Source organism: Micromonospora sp. NPDC050795 (assembly GCF_044456785.1).
Taxonomy (GTDB): Bacteria; Actinomycetota; Actinomycetes; order Mycobacteriales; family Micromonosporaceae; genus Micromonospora.
In genome coordinates, this window is sequence record NZ_JBITGE010000020.1 from 46,591 (window position 1) to 65,263 (window position 18,673).

General features: G+C 70.8%; 15 protein-coding genes. 1 reads left to right on the top strand and 14 read right to left on the bottom strand.

Annotation, left to right across the window (positions count from 1 at the left end):
- Positions 1-210: 210 nt before the first annotated feature.
- The 9 genes from ACIBEF_RS18980 to ACIBEF_RS19020 all read right to left on the bottom strand — a co-directional run bounded on the left by ACIBEF_RS18980 (position 211) and on the right by ACIBEF_RS19020 (position 12,560).
- Positions 211-1,473 (bottom strand): hypothetical protein, encoded by a 1,263-nt coding sequence (locus ACIBEF_RS18980; RefSeq protein ID WP_396794536.1) that lies wholly within the window; start codon positions 1,471-1,473, stop codon positions 211-213.
- On the bottom strand, positions 1,470-2,372 hold the full coding sequence (locus tag ACIBEF_RS18985) for a sulfotransferase domain-containing protein (RefSeq protein ID WP_396794591.1): 903 nt from the start codon (positions 2,370-2,372) through the stop codon (positions 1,470-1,472). The genes ACIBEF_RS18980 and ACIBEF_RS18985 overlap by 4 nt, the downstream gene beginning before the upstream one ends.
- 8 nt (positions 2,373-2,380) lie before the next feature.
- Positions 2,381-4,018, bottom strand: a complete 1,638-nt coding sequence (locus ACIBEF_RS18990) for a lipopolysaccharide biosynthesis protein (RefSeq protein WP_396794538.1) — start codon at positions 4,016-4,018, stop codon at positions 2,381-2,383.
- Positions 4,015-5,307: an O-antigen ligase family protein gene (locus ACIBEF_RS18995; RefSeq protein ID WP_396794539.1), complete on the bottom strand. Its 1,293-nt coding sequence runs from the start codon at positions 5,305-5,307 to the stop codon at positions 4,015-4,017. Before ACIBEF_RS18995 ends, ACIBEF_RS18990 begins: the two co-directional genes overlap by 4 nt.
- A 68-nt stretch (positions 5,308-5,375) precedes the next feature.
- A complete protein-coding gene (locus ACIBEF_RS19000; protein ID WP_396794541.1) occupies positions 5,376-6,974 on the bottom strand; it encodes a lipopolysaccharide biosynthesis protein in 1,599 nt (532 codons plus the stop codon).
- On the bottom strand, positions 6,967-7,482 hold the full coding sequence (locus ACIBEF_RS19005; RefSeq protein WP_355009213.1) for a DapH/DapD/GlmU-related protein: 516 nt from the start codon (positions 7,480-7,482) through the stop codon (positions 6,967-6,969). The genes ACIBEF_RS19000 and ACIBEF_RS19005 overlap by 8 nt, the downstream gene beginning before the upstream one ends.
- A 132-nt stretch (positions 7,483-7,614) precedes the next feature.
- Positions 7,615-9,552 carry a hypothetical protein gene (locus ACIBEF_RS19010; RefSeq protein WP_396794543.1) on the bottom strand — a complete coding sequence of 646 codons (1,938 nt, stop codon included), beginning with the start codon at positions 9,550-9,552 and terminating at the stop codon, positions 7,615-7,617.
- Positions 9,553-9,773: 221 nt separating this feature from the next.
- Positions 9,774-11,480, bottom strand: a complete 1,707-nt coding sequence (locus ACIBEF_RS19015) for a glycosyl hydrolase (protein ID WP_396794544.1) — start codon at positions 11,478-11,480, stop codon at positions 9,774-9,776.
- A gap of 249 nt (positions 11,481-11,729) precedes the next feature.
- Complete coding sequence (locus ACIBEF_RS19020) at positions 11,730-12,560, bottom strand: shikimate dehydrogenase (protein WP_396794546.1); 831 nt, start codon at positions 12,558-12,560, stop codon at positions 11,730-11,732.
- A 265-nt stretch (positions 12,561-12,825) separates the two neighbouring features.
- On the opposite strand from ACIBEF_RS19020, the gene ACIBEF_RS19025 reads away from it, so the two are divergent.
- Positions 12,826-13,257, top strand: coding sequence for a peptidoglycan-binding protein (locus ACIBEF_RS19025; protein ID WP_355009217.1), 432 nt, complete (start codon positions 12,826-12,828; stop codon positions 13,255-13,257).
- A gap of 112 nt (positions 13,258-13,369) precedes the next feature.
- Here ACIBEF_RS19025 and mltG read toward each other — a convergent pair whose 3' ends face one another.
- The 5 genes from mltG to ACIBEF_RS19050 all read right to left on the bottom strand — a co-directional run bounded on the left by mltG (position 13,370) and on the right by ACIBEF_RS19050 (position 18,569).
- The gene (gene mltG / locus ACIBEF_RS19030; RefSeq protein ID WP_357226083.1) at positions 13,370-14,563 is read right to left on the bottom strand and encodes an endolytic transglycosylase MltG; all 1,194 of its coding nucleotides are present in this window, start codon (positions 14,561-14,563) and stop codon (positions 13,370-13,372) included.
- Positions 14,563-15,021: a Holliday junction resolvase RuvX gene (gene ruvX, locus ACIBEF_RS19035; RefSeq protein ID WP_112677948.1), complete on the bottom strand. Its 459-nt coding sequence runs from the start codon at positions 15,019-15,021 to the stop codon at positions 14,563-14,565. Before ruvX ends, mltG begins: the two co-directional genes overlap by 1 nt.
- A 72-nt stretch (positions 15,022-15,093) precedes the next feature.
- Complete coding sequence (gene alaS, locus ACIBEF_RS19040) at positions 15,094-17,772, bottom strand: alanine--tRNA ligase (protein ID WP_396794548.1); 2,679 nt, start codon at positions 17,770-17,772, stop codon at positions 15,094-15,096.
- Positions 17,769-18,074, bottom strand: a complete 306-nt coding sequence (locus tag ACIBEF_RS19045) for a hypothetical protein (protein ID WP_091401860.1) — start codon at positions 18,072-18,074, stop codon at positions 17,769-17,771. The genes alaS and ACIBEF_RS19045 overlap by 4 nt, the downstream gene beginning before the upstream one ends.
- A gap of 30 nt (positions 18,075-18,104) precedes the next feature.
- Positions 18,105-18,569 (bottom strand): DUF948 domain-containing protein, encoded by a 465-nt coding sequence (locus tag ACIBEF_RS19050; protein ID WP_124823092.1) that lies wholly within the window; start codon positions 18,567-18,569, stop codon positions 18,105-18,107.
- Positions 18,570-18,673 lie beyond the last annotated feature (104 nt).

Here is an 18,673-nt window from a genome sequence, read left to right on the forward strand (position 1 = left end):
CTCCCCACAAGTTCGCTTGGAATTTCAGTTCACGCCAGGCAGAAGCAGATCACACGATTCCCGGTCGTTGAATAGCGCGACCGGCCGAGCCGACGATCTCCACAGCGGGCGGTGCGGTGCACCGAACGTCCGAGGTCCATCGATCGTCATCACCACCTGCGTTTATGTCGTCACTCTGCGGCGCACCGTCGCCGCCGCGATTCCTCCAGATCAGCCGCTATGTCTTTTCTCGATGACGTCCAAGAGTGCGGGATGCAGGGCGGCGTTCCAGCCCGCGCCCGCATCGGCCAGCCGCCACGTCCGCAACCACATCTCCACCAGGTACGTGTCGGCGACGAGCCGGCGCTGCGCGGCGTCGAGGCCGAGTCGCTCGCCGTACCGGCTCAGGTGTCCGTCCACAGCCGAGGCGGCGGCGTCGGCCGGCTCCCCGCGCAGCACGAGGGCCCGCTGGAACGCGTCGTGCGCCAGGTCGAAGCCGACCGGCACGTCCGGCCCGCTGTGCTCCCAGTCCCAGGCGACCAACCGGCCGGCGTGCCAGCCCAGGTTCCACGGCACCCAGTCACCGTGCCAGTGACCGAACTCGACGCTGGTGTCGCCATGCCGGCGGGCCAGCGCCGAGACCGCGGCGACCGCCCGCGCACCGGCCGGCTCGGTCGCGGCGGCCCGGCCGGCCTGATCGGCCAGCCGGCGCAGGAAGGTCGAGTCGGCCAGCGGTCGAGGTGTACCCGCCGGGCCGCCCCGCCGAGCGACCGCGAGCAGCGCCGCGATCCGGGGCGGGTCGTCCACCGGCACCCCGCGTACCGCCGGGGGCAGCGGCTCGATCACCGCGACCACCTGACCCGCCCACGACGTCTCGGTGAGCAGCCGCGGCGGCGTCGGATGATCGGCGACGCCGGCCACCTCGCGCAACGCCCGCAGCGCCGCCGCCTCCGCGCTGACCAGCGCGCGGGTCGCGTCGTTCCAGCCGATCTTCGCGTAGCCGCGCGGACTCCCGTCGGCACTGAAGAGTTGCAGGGTGGGCTTGCCGTTCGGATCGGGTGGGCGGACCCCGAACGCGGCCAGCAGCGGCGTGTCACCCAGGTCGGCGGAGAGCCGCTCGCTCAGCAACAGCTCCGTCGCCGGCACCCCGGCCGGCACCGAGACGGTCAAGGTGGGAAACGGCGCGAGCCCCGCCCGACCGAACCGGGCCAGCCCGCCGAGCACCGCCCGCAGCGCGCGCACCTTCGGTGGCCGCAGAGCGTTGTACGCCAACAGGGACGCCGCCCCGGCCCGAGGGGCGCCCAACGGCACCAGGAACCGGGCCCGGGCGACGGACGGCACCACCGCGTACCGCGCCACCGTCTGGTGACCGGCCGGCGTGTCACCGGCCACGGTCAGGCCGACCCGGTCGTCCGGGAAGACCGCGCGGCTCACCCAACCCAGGCCGTCCACCCGCGAACGCGGGTCGGTGGCCGGGCCCACCCCTGTCGTCACGCCGCCCGGTCCGCCCAGTCGAGGTCCAGCCCGAGCCGTTGCCGCAACGCGTCGTTGTACGGCCGGTAGTAGTCGGTCAGCTCGGCGCGCACGCTCGGCTCCAACGGTGCCGAGCGCCGATCGTTGTAGACCTTGAAGTTGGGCAGGTCGTACGCCGGCAGACCGAGGAAGTCCAGGGTCCGTCGGTAGGTCGCCCGCGAGTCGCGGTACAGGTCCTCGCTGGGCAGGAAGAGGATCTGCCCGGAGTCGAAGCGCTCCAGCCACGGCTCCAGGTGCTCCAGGTAACGCCCCCGGGCCCGGTACGTGTACCAGTCGTACGGCTCGCTGAACGACTCCGGCTCGGCGATCAACCGCTCCCGCTCCCCCGCCGTGCGTTCCGGCTCGGCGGCGAGGGCGGCGGCGAAGTCCAGTGGTTCGATGCCGTGGGTGCGGCGTTCCTTCCAGTGCGAGTACGCCCGCTCCACCGGGTCCCGCAGCAGCACGATGAGCTTCACCGACGGCATCAGCGCGGAGACCCGCTCCGCGGCGAGCGGGTGGAACATGTACAACGGGGCGGCCTCACCGACCCGGACCGGACCGCCGTGCCGCTTGGCCAGGGCCTCGCGCTGCCGCTCGGTCGGGAAGTGCGAGCGGTACCAGGCTTCGCCGCGGCCCCAGTGCTCCTCCAAGTAGTGCGCTGACTTGGTGTTCCAGGCGGGAAAGAGCCGGGGCACCAACGGGTGCTGGATGAGGTAGTTCCACAGGGAGGTGGTGCCACCCCGTTTGGTCCCGATGATCAGGAAGTCCGGCAGCGGCCGGCGGTCGCTGGTCCGAACGCCGTAGTCGACGAGCGACTCCCTCACCCGGGTGGTCACCTGGGTCGGGACCAACTGCTTGACCCGGTCACGGATGGATACCACGACGAACCTCACCTGCCTCTCGTCGATGCCGAGGTGGGTTCGGCGGCCGCGGCCGTGTTGTCCCCTCCACGGATCTGCCTCATGGTCCCCCGGATGCCGGCGCGCACCCGGGGCAACGTCAACATGCCGACGCAGCCGGTCAGCAGCACCGCCAGCGCCACCGCGAGGCCGGGCAGGCCGCGACCGCCCACCAGCACGCCGGCCCCGGCGGCCAGGCCCACACCGGCGATCGTGGCCGCCGCGGCACGCACCATCGCGGCGTCGAACAGCGGCTCCCGAACCACCGACCGGGCGAACCCGGCGGCGGTGAGGTTCTCGGTGGCGATGCCGGCCGCCCAGGCCACCGCCGCGCCCGTCGCGCCGTAGCGGGGAATCAGCCAGAGACCCAGCGAGACGGTCACCGTCAACCCGGCAACGGTGGCGACCAGGTGCAGCCCGCTGCGCCCGCCCATCAGGAGCAGGCTCTGCACGTTGCCCACTCCGGTGTTGACGAGCATCGCCAGCGCCAGCACCGTCATCGCCGGCACACCGGCGGTGAACTCCGGCCCGAACAGTTGGAGGAAGGCCAGCGCGAAGACCGCCAGCAGCAGGTACACCGGCCAGGACAACACCAGCCCCCAGGTGGTCAACTGCCGGTGCACGGCCGCCGCCGCGGCCCGCTCACCCCGCCCGAGCAGCCGGGACAGCTGCGGCGACACCGCCACCCGCAGCCCCTGCATGGCCAGTTGACCGGCCAGCACGTACCGGCCGACGGCGCCGAAGACACCGGCGTCCGCCGGCCCGGCCAGCACCGAGGTGAGCAGCACGCCCACCCACATGCTGCCGGCGTCGATGGCCGCCGAGGCAGCCCGGGGCAACGCGAAGCGCCAGAACGTGGACCAGTCGGCGCGGTGGGGACGCAGCGTCGCGCCCCGGCCCAGCCCGAGCGGGCCGGCGACGAGGGTGAGACAGGCCAGCAACGCCAACGCCGCCGGCACCAACCAGCCGGTCATGCCGGCGAGCAGGCCACCACCGGCCAACGCGGCCGCGCCGACCAGCACCGGGCGGGCGACCGGCAGCAGCAGGAACTGCACCCCGACGTACGCCCGGATGGGCCGCACGCAGCGCAGCGTGGCCAGCAGCAGGGTCATGGCGACCACCACCGGCACCGCGGCGAACGTGACGGTGAGCAGAGCATCGCCGCTCGCGCCGGAGCCGCGCAGCAGCCGGGGCGCGAGGGCGTCGGCGGCCAGCACGCCCACGCCGGCGACCAGCAGCCCGGTCAACAGCGGCGGGATCAGCGCCACCGGGAGCACCCGGGCGGCGTCGCCGCGCACGCCGGCGGTGCGTCGGGGCAGAGCCCACATCAGACCGGTCTCCGCGCCGAGCGTGCAGATCGCGGTGGCCACTGTGACGACCCCGATCGCGGCGAAGAACGCTCCCGCGCCGGCCGGGCCGTAGCCGCGGGTGATCACGACCGCCAGCACGAACCCGAACAGGCCACTGGTGGCCGCGCCGAGCAGCCCGGCCACGCCGCTGCGCGCGCTGCGGCGGGTCTCGGCCGAGCCGGTGTCCTCGGCGGGCGACGGCGCGGCCTGATCCTCGGCGGGGGTGGACGTGGGTTGGCCCTCGTCGGCACCGGCCGACGGTCGGGTCGCGGCGGTCACGCGGGCACCGGCGTGGTCCGCGCGGGCGTCGGCGACGACCCGGCCAGCCGGGTCAGCCGTTCACGTTCGGTCAGCGCCATCGCGAAGGCCACAGCGAAGAACGCGACCGCCAGGTTCTGGTTCGCCATGCCGTAGAACGGCACCTGCACGAGGCAGACCACCGGCACCACCGCCAGCCACTGCCCGGCCGCCGACGTCGCCCGCGCGCAGATCACCGCCGCGGCGACGAACCACGCCAGGAAACAGATGAGCGCGGGTACGCCGTGGCTGAACAGCACCATCCACAACTGCCCCTGGGTGCCGATCGGCGCGGCCGCCGACACCGTGTCGACGTTCACCGGAGCCCCGTAACCCAACCAGGGCGACTCCTGCACCCGGCGGATCACCTCGGTGTAGAGCGAGAGCCGGTCGGCGTTCGTGTCGCTGGAGTCGACCCGCCTGCTGATCAGCTCGGTGATCGGGATGAACAGGGTGGCCAACCCGCCGATCACCACGACCCCGACGATGGAGGCGGCCACCCGGACGTTGCCGCGCAGGCTGGCCCGTACCCCGAGCACCGCCAGCCCGGCGCCGAGGCTGAGGAACATCGCCCGGTTGAGGGTGAGGAAGGCCGGCGCCAGCGACAGCGGCAGCGACGCCAGCAACGCCCAGCGCAGCAGCCCCTGCCGGTGCAGCATCGCAAAGGCCACCACGCAGGGCAGGGTCATCGCGTACGCGCTGCCGTAGTTGTTGGTGTACGCGAACGGCGCGGCCGGCCGATAGATCGGGTTGAGCGATCGGGCGCTGTATTCAGCCGTGGTGAGGTGCACCATGTCCTGGATGAACGGGGTGCCGGCCACCCCGCCGGGCAGCAGCACCTCCATCGGGGTCGTCATGGCCAGCCGGGGCACGAGCACCCCGAGCCAGCCCAGCGCCAGCAGCCCGAACCAGAACGCGCAGAGCGGGGTGAGCACCGCCACCAGGTTGGCGCGTTCCCGGGCGGCCGCGTAGACGTAGACGCCGACCACCAGCGCGGTCAGGTAGAAGGCCAGCCGCAGGGCGAACGTGAGCAGCGAGGCGGGCGACGACAACTGGGTGGCGCTGACCACCACGATGGCGAGGAAGAGAAGCCAGATGCCGACCGCCGGCGGCAGCGGCACGCGCCCCCGGGTCAGCAGCAACGCGAGCAGCAGCGCGCCCAGCAGCGGCCAGCCGAGGTAGAACGCACCGAGCAGCCACCAGAGCGGCACCAGGCCGAACATCATCGACAGCGGCCAGAGCGGCAGGTGCGGCGGCGCGGATCGCGGCACCGGCGCGGGCTCCTGCGGAGCGCCTCCGGGTGGTGGTTCGGTCGCCGGGGCGCGGGTCACCGACACGCTCAGGCCCGGCCGTTTCGGGTGAGCACGAAGCCCAGCGGGGTGACCCCGGCGGCGCGCAGCCGCTCCACCAGGCGTCGCAGGTCGCTCTGCCGGGTGCGGTCGCGCTCCACGACCACCACCGCGCTGCCCTGGCGGGCGACGGCCACGCCACGCTCGTCGGACTCGGCCGGCGGGGCGTTGAACAGAACCAGGCCGTGGTCCGCGCCCTGCCGCCAGGTGCCGAACCGAACACTGCCCATACCCACGACAACCTCGTCGGGGGTGACGACGCGACTGTTCTCCGGGCGGGCGGACGCCACCCTCGGCAGCGTCAGGGTGGCGTCGGGGTCGGTGGACGGGCGGGCGCCGGGCGGGTGCGGGGAGGGCCGGCGGGCGGGCGTGCTCTCCGTGGTGGCACCGGCGGCCGGTGTGCTGCCGGCCGGCCGGGGCTTGGGCACCAGCGGCCGGGACGGGTCGATGGGCAGTCGCCCCCGGTCGGCGAGGACGGTGGCCCGTAGCCGCTCGATCCGTCCGCTGTCGTCGGCGACGAAGACCTCCCGGCCGTCGACGGCGAGCGCCACGGCGAGCCCGGCGGTGAGCGGGGTGGCGTCCTCGCGGGCGGTGACCAGGGCCACCCGGGCCGGCTGCCGGACCCGCTCGGCGACCGCCATCGCCACGTACCGGATGTCCGCGTCGACCGCCCGGGGGCTGCCCCGGAACGCCGGCCGGCGCACCGTGCCGAGCAGCGGCAGGCCGGAGGCCTCCCGGCCGTCGGCGACCGAGCGGACCCGCCGGTCGGTCGACTCCCAGAGGTACGCCAGGACGATGCCGACCAGCGCGCCACCGAGCAGGCCTGCGACCAGGTAGAGCGGCCGGTGCCCGGCGGAGGTGACCAGCGCCTTCTCGGCGGTCTGGGTGACCCACCCGGGGTTGACGTCGACCGCGGCGATCTCGGTACGGGCGGCGTTGAGCTGGGTGAGCTGGTTGTTGATTCCGGCCAGTTCGGCCACCAGCGCGTCACCGGCGGCGGTGTCCTTGGCGGTGTTCGCCCGTTTCTGCAACGCGGTCTGCTGGGCGGCGACCTTGGTGATGCTGGCGTCGTAGGAGCGCAGCATCTCGGCGCGCTGCTGCTCGTACATGGTCCGGCGCACGCTCAGGTACGCCTCGGCGGCCCTGTTGGCGCTCTGCACGGCCTGGTGTGCCTCGCGCGCCTGGTAGGTGAAGCGCAGGATCTGCCCACCGGTGGGGACCTCGACCTCGAGCGCGTCACGGATGTCGCGCGGGTCGCCGCCGGCCGATTCGGCGAGCCGCTGCACCACCTCGGTGCCGGTGGCGATGCCGCTCTCCACGTTCATGTTGACCGCGCGGTCGGCGCCCGCGCCGCTGGGGGTGAAGGCGTCCGTCACGACCGGCCGGACCGCGACCACCGCGCTCGCGGACAGCGCCGCTGGCACCAGCAGCACGTAGCCGAGCGCGGCGAGCAGGCCGACCATGGCGACCGCCGCGACCAACCGCAACCGGTGCATTGGCACCCGCAGCAGGTCGGTCAGTGTCACGGCACGTGAGGTGCCGGAGGACGGGCCGTCCGTGGGCCAGGGGGCGGGCGCTGCATCAGTCATGGAACTTCTTCACCGTCTGTTGAGGATTGCCGACGACCACGACGCCGGGCGGTACGTCCGTGCGGACCACGGTCGCCGCGCCGACGACGCTGTCCCGGCCGACCCGTACGCCCTTCAGGACCAGGGCGTGCGCACCGACCCAGACGTTGTCCTCGAGAACGATCGGAGCACGGGTGAGCGGGCCGGGCGGTGCGTGCCGCTGCTCGGGGGGCAGGTTGTGGAAGTCGTTGTCGAGCAGCTCGCAGTCCGACAGGAGGCACCGGTCCCCCACCGTCACCGACGTCCAGGTGCCGATCCAGGTGGCGTTGAGCAGACAGTCCGCGCCGACGCGTACCTCGCCGGGGCCGGCGAAGCGGACGAGCTTGTTCAACCGGGTGCGGTCACCGATGGTCACCCGCACACCGCGCCGCAACCGGATCCGGCCACGGATCTCCACGTCTCGACCGAGCGTCAACCGTCGGTAACGGAGCTGATACCAGCCGCGTTTGACCGCGAAGACCAGACGCACCGCGCGTCTCGTTCGGATGCCACCGGCGCCGAGCAACGACCCTCCCCCACCGTCGCGCGCCGGCGGCGGTGGGTACCCGCCACCGGCCCAACGTGAACAATCTACCGATGCTCCGTTACGAACGGTTGACCCTTACTGTACGGAGAAGAATGTCGATGGGGTAGACCAGGACAACTCGGGCGTTGCGCTGCTGATGACCGTCGCCGTGGTGCCGTTGACCACCGCCGTCGGCGCGGCCGTCGGGTCGAACGGAACGCTCCGCAGCGCGCCGTCGGTGGAGCCGTAGACGATCCGGCCGCCCACCCAGGCCATGCCCCGCACCGAGGACCAGGTCACGCCCGTGGTCGGCAGCGTGAACTCGGTGGCACCCAGGTAGTTGCCGTCGATCTCGAAGTACCGGTAGTAGAGGTTGTTCGCCCCGGTACGGGTGTAGTAGAGCCGGCCGTCGAGGAAGAACGCACCGGTCAGCAACGCCGGGTTGTACCAGTCGTTGTAGCCGGACGCCTCCCACGGCGAGCCGATCGCGCCACCGTTGAAGAGCGAGATGTCGATCCGACTGCCGGTGGGCGTGCCGGCCACCGTGTGCGACCAGTAGATCCGGTCGTCCACCCGCCACGTCGCGCCGGCCGACGTGTACGTGGGCTGGCTGACGCTGGTCGCGGTGCCCAGCTCGGTGCCGTTGAACGGCACCTTCGCCACGGTGCCCGAGGCGGTGCCGAGGTAGAGGTTGCCGGTGGTGGCCGACGGCGGGTTCTTCGGGGTGAAGGTGCGTCCGCCGGCGAGCGGGAACATACCGAGCCGGCCGTGGTACTCCTCGCCCATGCCATCGGAGTTGTGCCCGAAGTAGAGGCCGTCCGAGCCGCGCCAGAGCACCGGCACCGACGAACCCCAGCTGCTGGTGCCCGACGGCATCGAGGCGCTGCCGCTACGGCGCGGGTTCCAGTTCACCGGCATGCCGGTCGCCGGAGTGACGGCGGCGATGCCGAGCCGGTCGATCGCGCCCGAGCCCGCGTTGTCGCTGGCGTTCGGGTTGTTCAGCCAACGGAAGTGCCCGCCCAGGTAGATGACGTTGTCCGCGACCTCGACCGAGGTGATGGTGTCGTTGCCGGTGAAGTCGATCCAGGTCGCGAGCAGGCCGCTGCCCCGCGCGGCGGTCTCGAAGCGGACCAGGGCGTCGCAGTACGCGGCCGGCCAGCCGGCGCCGCCGTTGGTGCCGACCACGAACCAGCTGCCGTCGCCACCGAACTTCACGTCCTGCACGTAGTGCACGAAGGTCGTCGGCGCGGCGCACGGCGCGACGAACTTGTCGGTGCTCCAGTCGAGCAGCGTGGGAGTCCCGGAGACGTCCACCAACGCCATCTGGTTGCGCGGCAGGTCGTTGACAAGCGTGAAGTTGCCGCCGACGACCAGGGTGCCGCCGTCCGGCGCGACGTCGATGGTCCAGACGTACGACGTGGTGCCGTGCCGCCCCACAGTGGCGTCGATGCTGAAGCTCGGGTCGATCGCGCCGGTGGTCGCGTTGAGCCGGCCCAGACCGGAGTGCGCGGTGCCGTTGAGCCAGTTGAACGCGCCGGCCACGTACAGCCAGTTGCCGTGCAGCGCCAGGTCACGGACGGTGCCGCCGTCGGAACGCCCGACCCAGCTGTCGACGATCGCGCCGGTCGACGGGTTGAGCGCCACCAGGTTCTTCCGGGAGACGCCGTTGACGTTCTTGAAGGTGCCGCCGACGATCAGCGTGCCGCCAGGGCCGGCGAGGAGCGTGTTGACCGCGCCGTCGAGCACCGGCAGGAAGGTGGTCGACATGGTGCCGGACGTCCGGTCGTACGCGAAGAGGTAGCGCTGCGTCACCCACGCGGAACTCGCGGTCTGCCGGAGCTGGGTGAAGCTACCGCCGACGAAGACCGTGTTGCCCACCTGCGCGAAGGCACGGGTCTCACCGTCTCGGGCGTGCGGGGTCGTGTCTGCGGGGTTCGCCGACACCAGCGTCGCCGTGGCCGGGACCGGTACCACAGCGGCCGACGCGGTCGTGGGCACGCCCAGAGCTGCGGCGATGATCGCCAACGCGACCATCCCCGCCCGAGTACGACGTCGTCCTGCAAAACGCCACAAGTGCGAGAGTTTGGGCACGCTGCGCCTCCAGATTGGATGAGAACCCGAGGTAGCGTGCCTCGTCCAGCCTGGTAAACAAAATCCGCCGATTGGGCGGTGCATGAATCCGCAAGCCGACAGAACGCCGGAGGATCGGTTGTGCGACCCCCGGCGAACGTCGTCCGGTCAGCGCATTTCGAACGTCAGCGGTTACCTCCGGTGGGTTGCCGCAGGTAGGGGTCCTGGCCGGCCTTCGCGAAGCCGGCCACCGCCGCGGCGTCGTGGTTCATCGTCATGTCGCAGGTCGACGTGCGGCTGGTCATGCCGGCCGAGTTGAAGTAGATGGCCGCCTTGATCTTCGGGTGCTCCTTCAGCGCCGCCGGGAACTCCTGGAACCACCGCTGCTTGGCGCCCAGGTCGGCGGAGTTGAAGTTGGTGCCGAACTCGGCGAGCATCCGGGGCTTGCCCGCACCGATGCCGTTGTCGTCCAGCCACCGGTAGAAGCCACCGACCGTCGTGCTCGGGCTCTTCCACACCGTGCTGCCGTTGCAGACGTGGAAGTTGTACGGGTCGTAGGCCACCCAGTCGACGTACCGGTCACCCGGGTACAGGCCGGCGTACCGGGAGTAGTGCCCGGACCAGCCCATCATCGTCCAGACCCAGACCGCGTTGGTAGCGCCGGCGTTGGCGAACCGCTCGTGGACGTAGCGCCAGGCCCGGACGAAATCGGCGTCGCTGCCCTTGTTCGGCTCGTCCTCCGGCTCGTGGTCGAAACCGATGAAGACCGGCACACCGGCGGCCTTGATCCGGCCCGCGACCGCGTCGATGGTGCCGTCCTGCTTGCCGCCGTAGACGTCCGACCACTTCAGGGTGGTGCCGGCCGAGAAGTCCCGGGACTCCCAGGCGAAGAACATCAGTCGGCCTTCGCGCATCTGCTGCTGCTCGTACATGTCGGGGAAGGCGCCGTTACTGCCGGCGTTGGAGAAGTCGTGGTAGCGGTGCACGATGTCGAACTTGCGCCCGACCTGAGTCTCCACATCGGAGACGGCCTTGCCGTGGTCCCAGCCGCCGGCCGCACCGGCGGGCGAGTACATGCCCCACCAGGCACCACAGGACGGGACGAGCTTGTCCGAGACGGAACCACACTTGCCCGACGGAAGGGTGCCGCTGGCGCTCGGGGTCGCCGTCCGGGTCGGGGCGATGGTCGGCGACGGCTTCGGCGAGGAGGTGGTCGGCGACGCGCTCGGCGAGGGCGGCGGTGCCGGCCGGGTGGGCGTCACCGGCGACGGCCGGGACCCGAGGTCGTAGCTGATGAGCAGGCTGGGTCGCAGGTCCGGGTTGCGGTTCTCGACCGACGCCCAGTAGATCCGGCTCTCCAGGCCGCTCTGCGTCAACGAGACCGTCCAGGTGCCGTTGCCGGTGACCAGTTTGGAGACGTCCCACTCGTTGAAGCCCTTGGACACGCTGGTCACGCTGTCCAGCGCGGCACCGGCCGACGTCAGCGGCGGCCGCGACTCGCGGGCGCTCAGCGGCGAGGCGTGCGCCGTCACCGTGGCGGGAAACTGCTGCCAGGCGTGCACCCGCAGCGTCGCCCGGATGTTGACCGCGGTGGACGGCACCGTGGTCACCGCGAACTCGATGACCGCCTCGCGGCCACCGCGCGGGTTGCCGTCGCAGCGCGTCGCGCAGGTGGCCAGCGTCGACTTTGCCGCGTTGTCACCGTCCTGCGACACCGCGGTGGCGGTCGTGTCGGCCGCCGCCCGGATCGACAGGTCGTCGCTGGCCAGCAGCGGCATCATCGTCGCCACGATGCCGGCCACCACCGAACCGCCGACCACGCCGATGGCAATCGCCTTACGCCGGGGTCCGGAGCGGAACCGGGTGATGCGGTGCAGTCCGTGCCTGGTCAAGGAAACTCCCTGTGTCTGCGTCCGTAACGGTGAGCAGCGTATCGATGACCAGGACATGTGGCAGGTAGGACAGTTTTCCGTAAGCGCGTCTTAACCGTCAGCTAAGAAACCGCCTCGGGGAGATCAGGGCCTCCGGCCACCGGCGCGACCGAAGCCCGCCACACACCTTGCCCGTGGAGCACGCGCGCAGTCAACGGACCCGTGGGAAGCTGCCGGCCTCCAGGACGTCGCGGCTGCCTGTTCGGTCCGTCAGCCGGCGCGAGCGGCAGTCAGCGCGGCGGCCATCGCCGCCTTCGGCGCGGTCACGCCGGTGAACTGTTCGAACTGCCCGACCGCCTGAGCCAGCAGCAGATCCAGACCGGAGACGATCCGGCAACCGGCCGTGTCGGCGGCCGTCGCCAACGGCGTCGGCCACGGGTCGTAGAGCGCGTCGAAGAACACCGCGCCCGGCCGCCAGGCCACCGCGCCGGCCAGCGGGTCGGCCACCCCCTTCGGCACCGTGGAGACGACCACGTCGGCGGTGCCGAGCCGGCGAGGCGCATCGGCCCACGAAGCGGGTGTCAGCGCGACACCCACCGCGTCCGCCACCGGGCGCAACTCGTCGACCGCCTCGGGTCGGCGGGCCACCACCGTCACCGACGAGCAGGCCAGTTGCGCGGCGGCGGCGAGCGCGGCGCGGGCCGTCCCGCCGGCGCCGAGCACCGTCACGGCGGCACCGGCTGCCACGCCGGCGTCGGCGAGAACCCGCACCATGCCGGCGACGTCGGTGTTGTCCGCGTACCAGGAGCCGTCCGGACGGCGTACCAACGTGTTGGCCGCACCGACGGCGGCGGCGACCGGCGACGCGGCGTCGGCCACGGCGAGCGCCGCCTCCTTGCCCGGCATGGTCACCGACAACCCGGCCCACTCCGGGCCCAGGCCGGCGACCAGATCCGGCAGCTCCGCGGCCGCGCACTCGATCCGGGTGTACGACCAGCCGGTCAGCCCGGCGGCGACGTAACCCGCGGTGTGGATGACCGGGGAGAGGGAGTGCGCGATCGGCTTGCCCAGCACCGCGGCCCTACGGCTCGCCTCGGTCACCCCGCACCACCCAGCGCTGCTGTCGTGTTCCGCATCACGTCTCCGTCCTCGCGGACCCTCGGATCGACCCTACCCAGCAGGCAGATCGAGCCACCAGAGACCCACTGTCGAGGACCACGCCCGGGGGCGGCCAACGCTTGACGCTCATCGATGGGAGTGAAAGCATTCCGGCGACGGTACGACCGATCTGAAAATGGGGGGAACCTTGAACAAACGCATTCTGCGTGCCCTGGTCGCAATTGCCGCAGCCTTCAGCCTTTCGCTGATGATCGGCGCGCCCGCCAAGGCGGACGCCGCAGCGGGCAGTTGGTCGGACAACCACCAGCTGTGCAATTCCAGCTCCTGCGTACGCTCGGGCAACATCGTGCGGCTCTGGCAGGCCATCGTCTGGGCCGACGACCTGAGCGGCACCGTCGGCACCAGCTTCATCGACGGGGAGTTCGGCTCCAACACCGCTGCCAAGACCAGGACCTGGCAGGACGTGATGAACATCGGCATCGACGGTTCCGTCGGGCCGCAGACCTGGGGCAAGGCGTACGGCGCGGTCAACCGCAACACGGGGTTCGACACGAGCACCCAGACCGGCTACTTCTACTACGGCTACAACCGCACGTTCGGTCTGCGCAAGCAGAACAGCAATGGCGTGTGGACGTTCCTCAACCCGCGCACCGGCACGTGGACCGGCACGAGTCACTGACAATGACGCAGTAATTGCGCGTCAGGACTGAAAACGTAACGGCTCCCTTCCCGGCGACGACCACAATTGCGGTCGCAATGGGAAGGGAGCCGTTACGGCGTGATTCGGCCGGTCAGATGATGCCGGCCTCCCGGGCCTTGTTCTCGTTGCGCTGGTGCTGCTCGTACGTCTCGGCGAACTCCGAGTGGCCTTCCCTGTCGATGGCCACGAAGTAGAGCCACTTGCCGGTCGGCGTGTCCATCGCGCCTTCCAGGGCCTGCTTGCCCGGGTTGTTGATCGGGGTGGGGATCATGCCCCGCAGCTTGCGGTTGTACGGGTTCTTCGGGTCGTCCAGCTCGGCCGCCGTCATCTGCTTGGACGACTTGGTCGGCTTACCGATCGACTCCAGGTAGTAGTTGACGGTGACGTCCATCTCCAGGCAGTTGCACGGGAACTCGCCGTACGCGCGGTTGTAGGCGACCCTGGCGACCTTCCCGAGGTCGTCCTTGTTGCCCGCCTCGGCCTGCGCGAGGGAGGCCACGATCAGCGCCTCGTACGGGCTGACCTTGCGTTCCTCCTGCACCCGGTCGGCGAACTTCATCTCACCGGTCACCGAGAGGAAGCGGTTCACCATCAGCTTGAGGATGCTCTCGGCGGTGGACTTCGGCGGGATCTCGTAGGTGTCCGGGAAGAGGAAACCCTCGATGGACTTGACGCTCTTCTTGCCGTCACCGCGCGTGTACCACCAGTCCGGGACGCCGAGCCCTTCCGGGTCCTTCGCGGCGGCCTGGAAGTCCTTGACCGGGATCTTGGTCTTCTCGGAGAGCAGCTTGTAGATGTTGAAGCTGGTGCGGCCCTCGGGGATGGTCAACCCGTTGACGATCTTGTTCTTCAGGTCGAGCATCGCGGTCACGGCGTTCGCGCCGCTCATCTGCTTGCGCAGCTTGTACGTGCCCGGCTGGATGTTCTTGCTGCGCGAGTTGGCCTCGGCCGCCTCGATGAACGCCTTCTGGCTCTTGACCACGTCGGCCGCCACCAGGGCGTCGGCCATGTCGGCGAGCAGCGCGCCGCTCTTGATCTCGACGGTGATCTCACCGGCCCCGCTGCCGTCGTAGTCGGGGGTGACGAAGTAGTTCTGAATACGGTCGAAGCCGTAGAACGCGCCACCGCCGATGCCGCCCAACAGGAGCAGGGCCATCAGCAGAGCCAGGAACGTCTTGCCCCGGCCGCCGCCGGACCCGCTCTTGCGCTTGCGGAAGCCGCGCCGGTGCCGACCCTTCTCCCCCCGCTCCGCATCGTCGAACCCAAGATCCAGATCGTCGATCATTACGTCCGCCTCCGCTGCGCGTCCAGCCAGCTCTGCAGGATCTCCACCGCGGCCGCCTGATCGACAACCGCACGTTGACGTTTACCTCGGACGCCACGCTCGGCAAGCCTACGAGAAGCGACCACGGTCGACATCCTCTCGTCAGTGAGCGTTACCGGGACAGGCGCTATCACATCGACCAGTCGGTCAGCGTACGCCTTCACATGGACGGCCGCAGGACCATGCTTGCCGGCGAGATTGACCGGAAGACCGACGACAACCCCGACGGCCTCGTGCTCGGCCACCAACGCGGCCAACTCGGCGAGGTCGCTCGGCACCGCGTCCGGCGCCGCCGTGAGATCGCGGGCCAGGGTGACCAGCGGCGTTGCCAAGATCCCGTCCGGATCCGAGCGGGAGACGCCCACCCGCACCTGACCGACATCCACACCGATCCGCACACCGCGCGTCAGCTCAGCCACCGAGGGTCACCACCGACCGGGTACGAACCAGGGCGGACCAATCGGCCCGCCCTGACCCACAGTGATGATCCGTCACGCTTCAGTAATCGCCTTCTCGACGGTGAGCAGCAGGTTCGGCGCCTCGGCCGCGGGCAGACCGCCGCCCTGGGCCAGGTCGGGGCTGCCACCGCCGCGCCCGGAGAACGCCGCCTTCACCAGATCCGACGCGGCCAGGCCCCGGCTGCGCGCCGCCGCGTTGACCGCGACCACCAGGGACGCCTTGCCGTTCGACCGCGCCGCCACCGCGACGACCGCCGGCCGCGCCGGGTCGATCTTGCCGCGGATCTCCTGGGCCAGGGTGCGCACATCGTTACCGGCCGCGCCCTCCGGCGCCTCCGTGCCCACGTACGCGACCCCGCGCACGTCCTTGGCCTGCGCCGCGAGCGCCGCCGCGCCACCCAGCACCAACTGGGCGCGCAGCTTCTCCAGCTCCTTCTCGGCGTCCCGAAGCTGGGTGACGGTCTGCTCCACCCGGTCGGCGACCTGATCGTTGGGCACCCGGTACAGCTCGGCCAACCGGGACACCAACAGGTGTTCCTTGGCCAGGAAGCCGAAGGCGTCCATGCCGACCAGCGCCTCCACCCGGCGGACACCGGAGCCGATCGACGACTCGGAGAGGATCTTCACGAGGCCGAGTTGGGCCGAGCGGGCCACGTGCGTGCCGCCGCACAGCTCCCGGGCGTAGTCACCCACCTCGACGACCCGCACCTCCTCGCCGTACTTCTCGCCGAAGAGCGCCATCGCGCCGATGCGCCGCGCCTCCTCCAACGAGGTGATGAAGGCGTGCACCTCCAGGTCGGCCAGCAGCACCTCGTTGACCTGCTGCTCCACGTCACGAAGGACGCTCGGCGACACCCCGGTCGGGGTGTTGAAGTCGAACCGGAGCCGACCGGGGGCGTTCAGCGACCCGGCCTGCGTGGCCGACTCACCGAGGAAGTTGCGCATGGTCTGGTGCACCAGGTGCGTGGCGGTGTGCGACCGGGAGATCGCCCGACGCCGCGTCGTGTCGATCTCGGCGAAGCCGGCCTCACCGGCGCGTACCTCGCCCCGGATCACCCGAGCGCGGTGCACGATCAGACCGGGCACCGGCTGCTGCACGTCGAGCACCTCGACCTGCCCGCCACCAACCGTGATCATGCCCTGGTCGGGCTGCTGCCCACCGCCCTCGGCGTAGAACGGGGTGGTGTCCAGCACCAGCTCGATGGTGTCGCCCTCGGTCGCCGCCTGACGCGGCCCGTCGGCGCCGAGCAGCGCCCGCACCGTCGACTCGCGGGACACCTCGCCGTACCCGGTGAACGTCACCGGACCACCCGCGTCGAGCACCGACCGGTACGCCGACAGGTCGACGTGCCCCGTCTTGCGGGCCTGCGCGTCGGCCTTCGCCCGGGTCCGCTGGTCGGCCATCAGCCGCCGGAACCCCTCGTCGTCGACGCTGAGGCCCTGCTCCGCGGCGATCTCCAGAGTCAGATCGATCGGGAAGCCGTAGGTGTCGTGCAACTGGAACGCCTTCGCCCCGGACAACGCCGAGCCGCCCGCCGTGCGGGTCTCCGCGATCGCGGTGTCCAGGATCGTCGTTCCCGCCCGCAGCGTGGACAGGAACGCCTCCTCCTCCGCGTACGCGTAGTCCGCGATCCGGTCGAAGTCAGTCGCCAACTCCGGGTACGACGGCGCCATGCAGTCCCGCGCCACCGGCAGCAGCTCGGGCAGCGCCCGCTCCTGCCAACCCAGCAACCGGATCGACCGGATCGCCCGACGCATGATCCGCCGCAGCACGTACCCGCGACCCTCGTTCGACGGGGTCACCCCGTCACCGATCAGCATCAACGCCGTACGCACGTGATCCGCGATCACCCGCAACCGCACGTCGTCCGGGTGCGACTCACTCGCCACGTGCCCCGAGTGCGCCCCGTACCGCTTCCCGGTCAGCTCGGCCGCCCGCGCCAGGATCGGCCGGACCTCGTCGATCTCGTACAGGTTGTCCACACCCTGCAGGATCGACGCCATCCGCTCCAGGCCCATGCCCGTGTCGATGTTCTTCGCCGGCAGGTCACCCAGGATCGGGTAGTCCTCCTTGTTGGTGCCCGGCCCCCGCTCGAACTGCATGAACACGAGGTTCCAGTACTCCATGTACCGGTCCTCGTCGACCGCCGGACCGCCCTCACGCCCGTACTCCGGGCCCCGGTCGTAGAACAGCTCCGACGACGGACCACACGGCCCGGGAATGCCCATCGACCAGAAGTTGTCCGCCTTGCCCCGACGCACGATCCGCTCCGCCGGCACACCCACCGACCGCCAGATCTCGTACGCCTCGTCGTCGTCGAGGTAGATCGTCGGCCAGATCCGCTCCGGATCCAGCCCGTACCCACCCTCGGCGATCGGCTTCGTGGACAACTCCCACGCCAGCGGAATCGCACCGGCCTTGAAGTAGTCACCGAAGGAGAAGTTGCCGTTCATCTGGAAGAACGTGCCGTGCCGGCTCGTCTTACCGACCTCGTCGATGTCCGGCGTGCGAATGCACTTCTGCACACTCACCGCCCGCTGGTACGCGGGCGTCTGCTGACCCAGGAAGTACGGCACGAACTGCACCATGCCGGCATTGACGAACAGCAGGTTCGGATCGCTGATGGCGGGCAGCGGAGCGGACGGCACCACGGCGTGCCCATTCGCCTCGAAATGCGCGAGGTACCGCCGCTTGATCTCCGCCGTCTTCATCGCTGGTGTTCCTCCGGAAAGATTTCTCGATCGCCGATTCGCGGGTCTTCCCGCAGGTCGGCGAACTTGTCGTCGAACGCCTCGCCCTGGGCGAACGCGTGGTGGATCTCCTGCTCGCGTTCGGCCATCCCGACCCGGACGTCCTCCACGAAACTACGCAGCGACTCGACGAGCCCGCCAGCGGATTCCGTCAGCGAGCTGGCGATGCCCGCCGGCGTGTACGCCTGAGCGGTCCGGGTCGCCTTGCGGACCACGATCACACCGACGGCCACCCCGATGCCGAGCCAGAACAAGCGCCTCATGTCCCGCTACCTCCTGGTGCGCCGGGCCGGTCAGCTGTTGCCGCGTCGCGCGGCCCGTCGCTGCTGCTTGATGGTGTCGCGTACCTCGCGCTCGGTCTCGGCGTGCCGGCGGCCGGCGGCGGCCTTCCGCACGCCGTAGCCGAACGCGGCCACCTTCACCAGGGGGTTGGCGGCCGCGGCGGAGACCACGGTGGCCAGGTTGGCGACGTTGGCGGTGACGTTCTGCGCGTGGCTGGTCATGGTGTCGACCTTCGCCAGCTGGAGGTTCACACCGTCGAGCGAGATCTGCACCTGCTCCAGCGCGGTGTTGACGTTCTTCACAGTGGTGTTCACGTCACCGAGCAGCGGCGCGGTCCGATCGTTCAGGTCGTTGATCATGCGGGTGGTGGCGTCAACCGTGTGCCGCAGCCGCAGGATGGGCAGCGTCAGGATGAGCACCAGCACCGCGAACGCGGATGCCGCGATCAGCGCCGCTATCGCTCCAATGTCGCCCACGCCTGTCCTCCTCAAACAGAGTTCCGCAGGACCCGACGTCCCCGGAACGCACAACCATGCCACCCGTACCGGCCGCCGAGCCGTCGGCGCTCACCGGTAGCGGG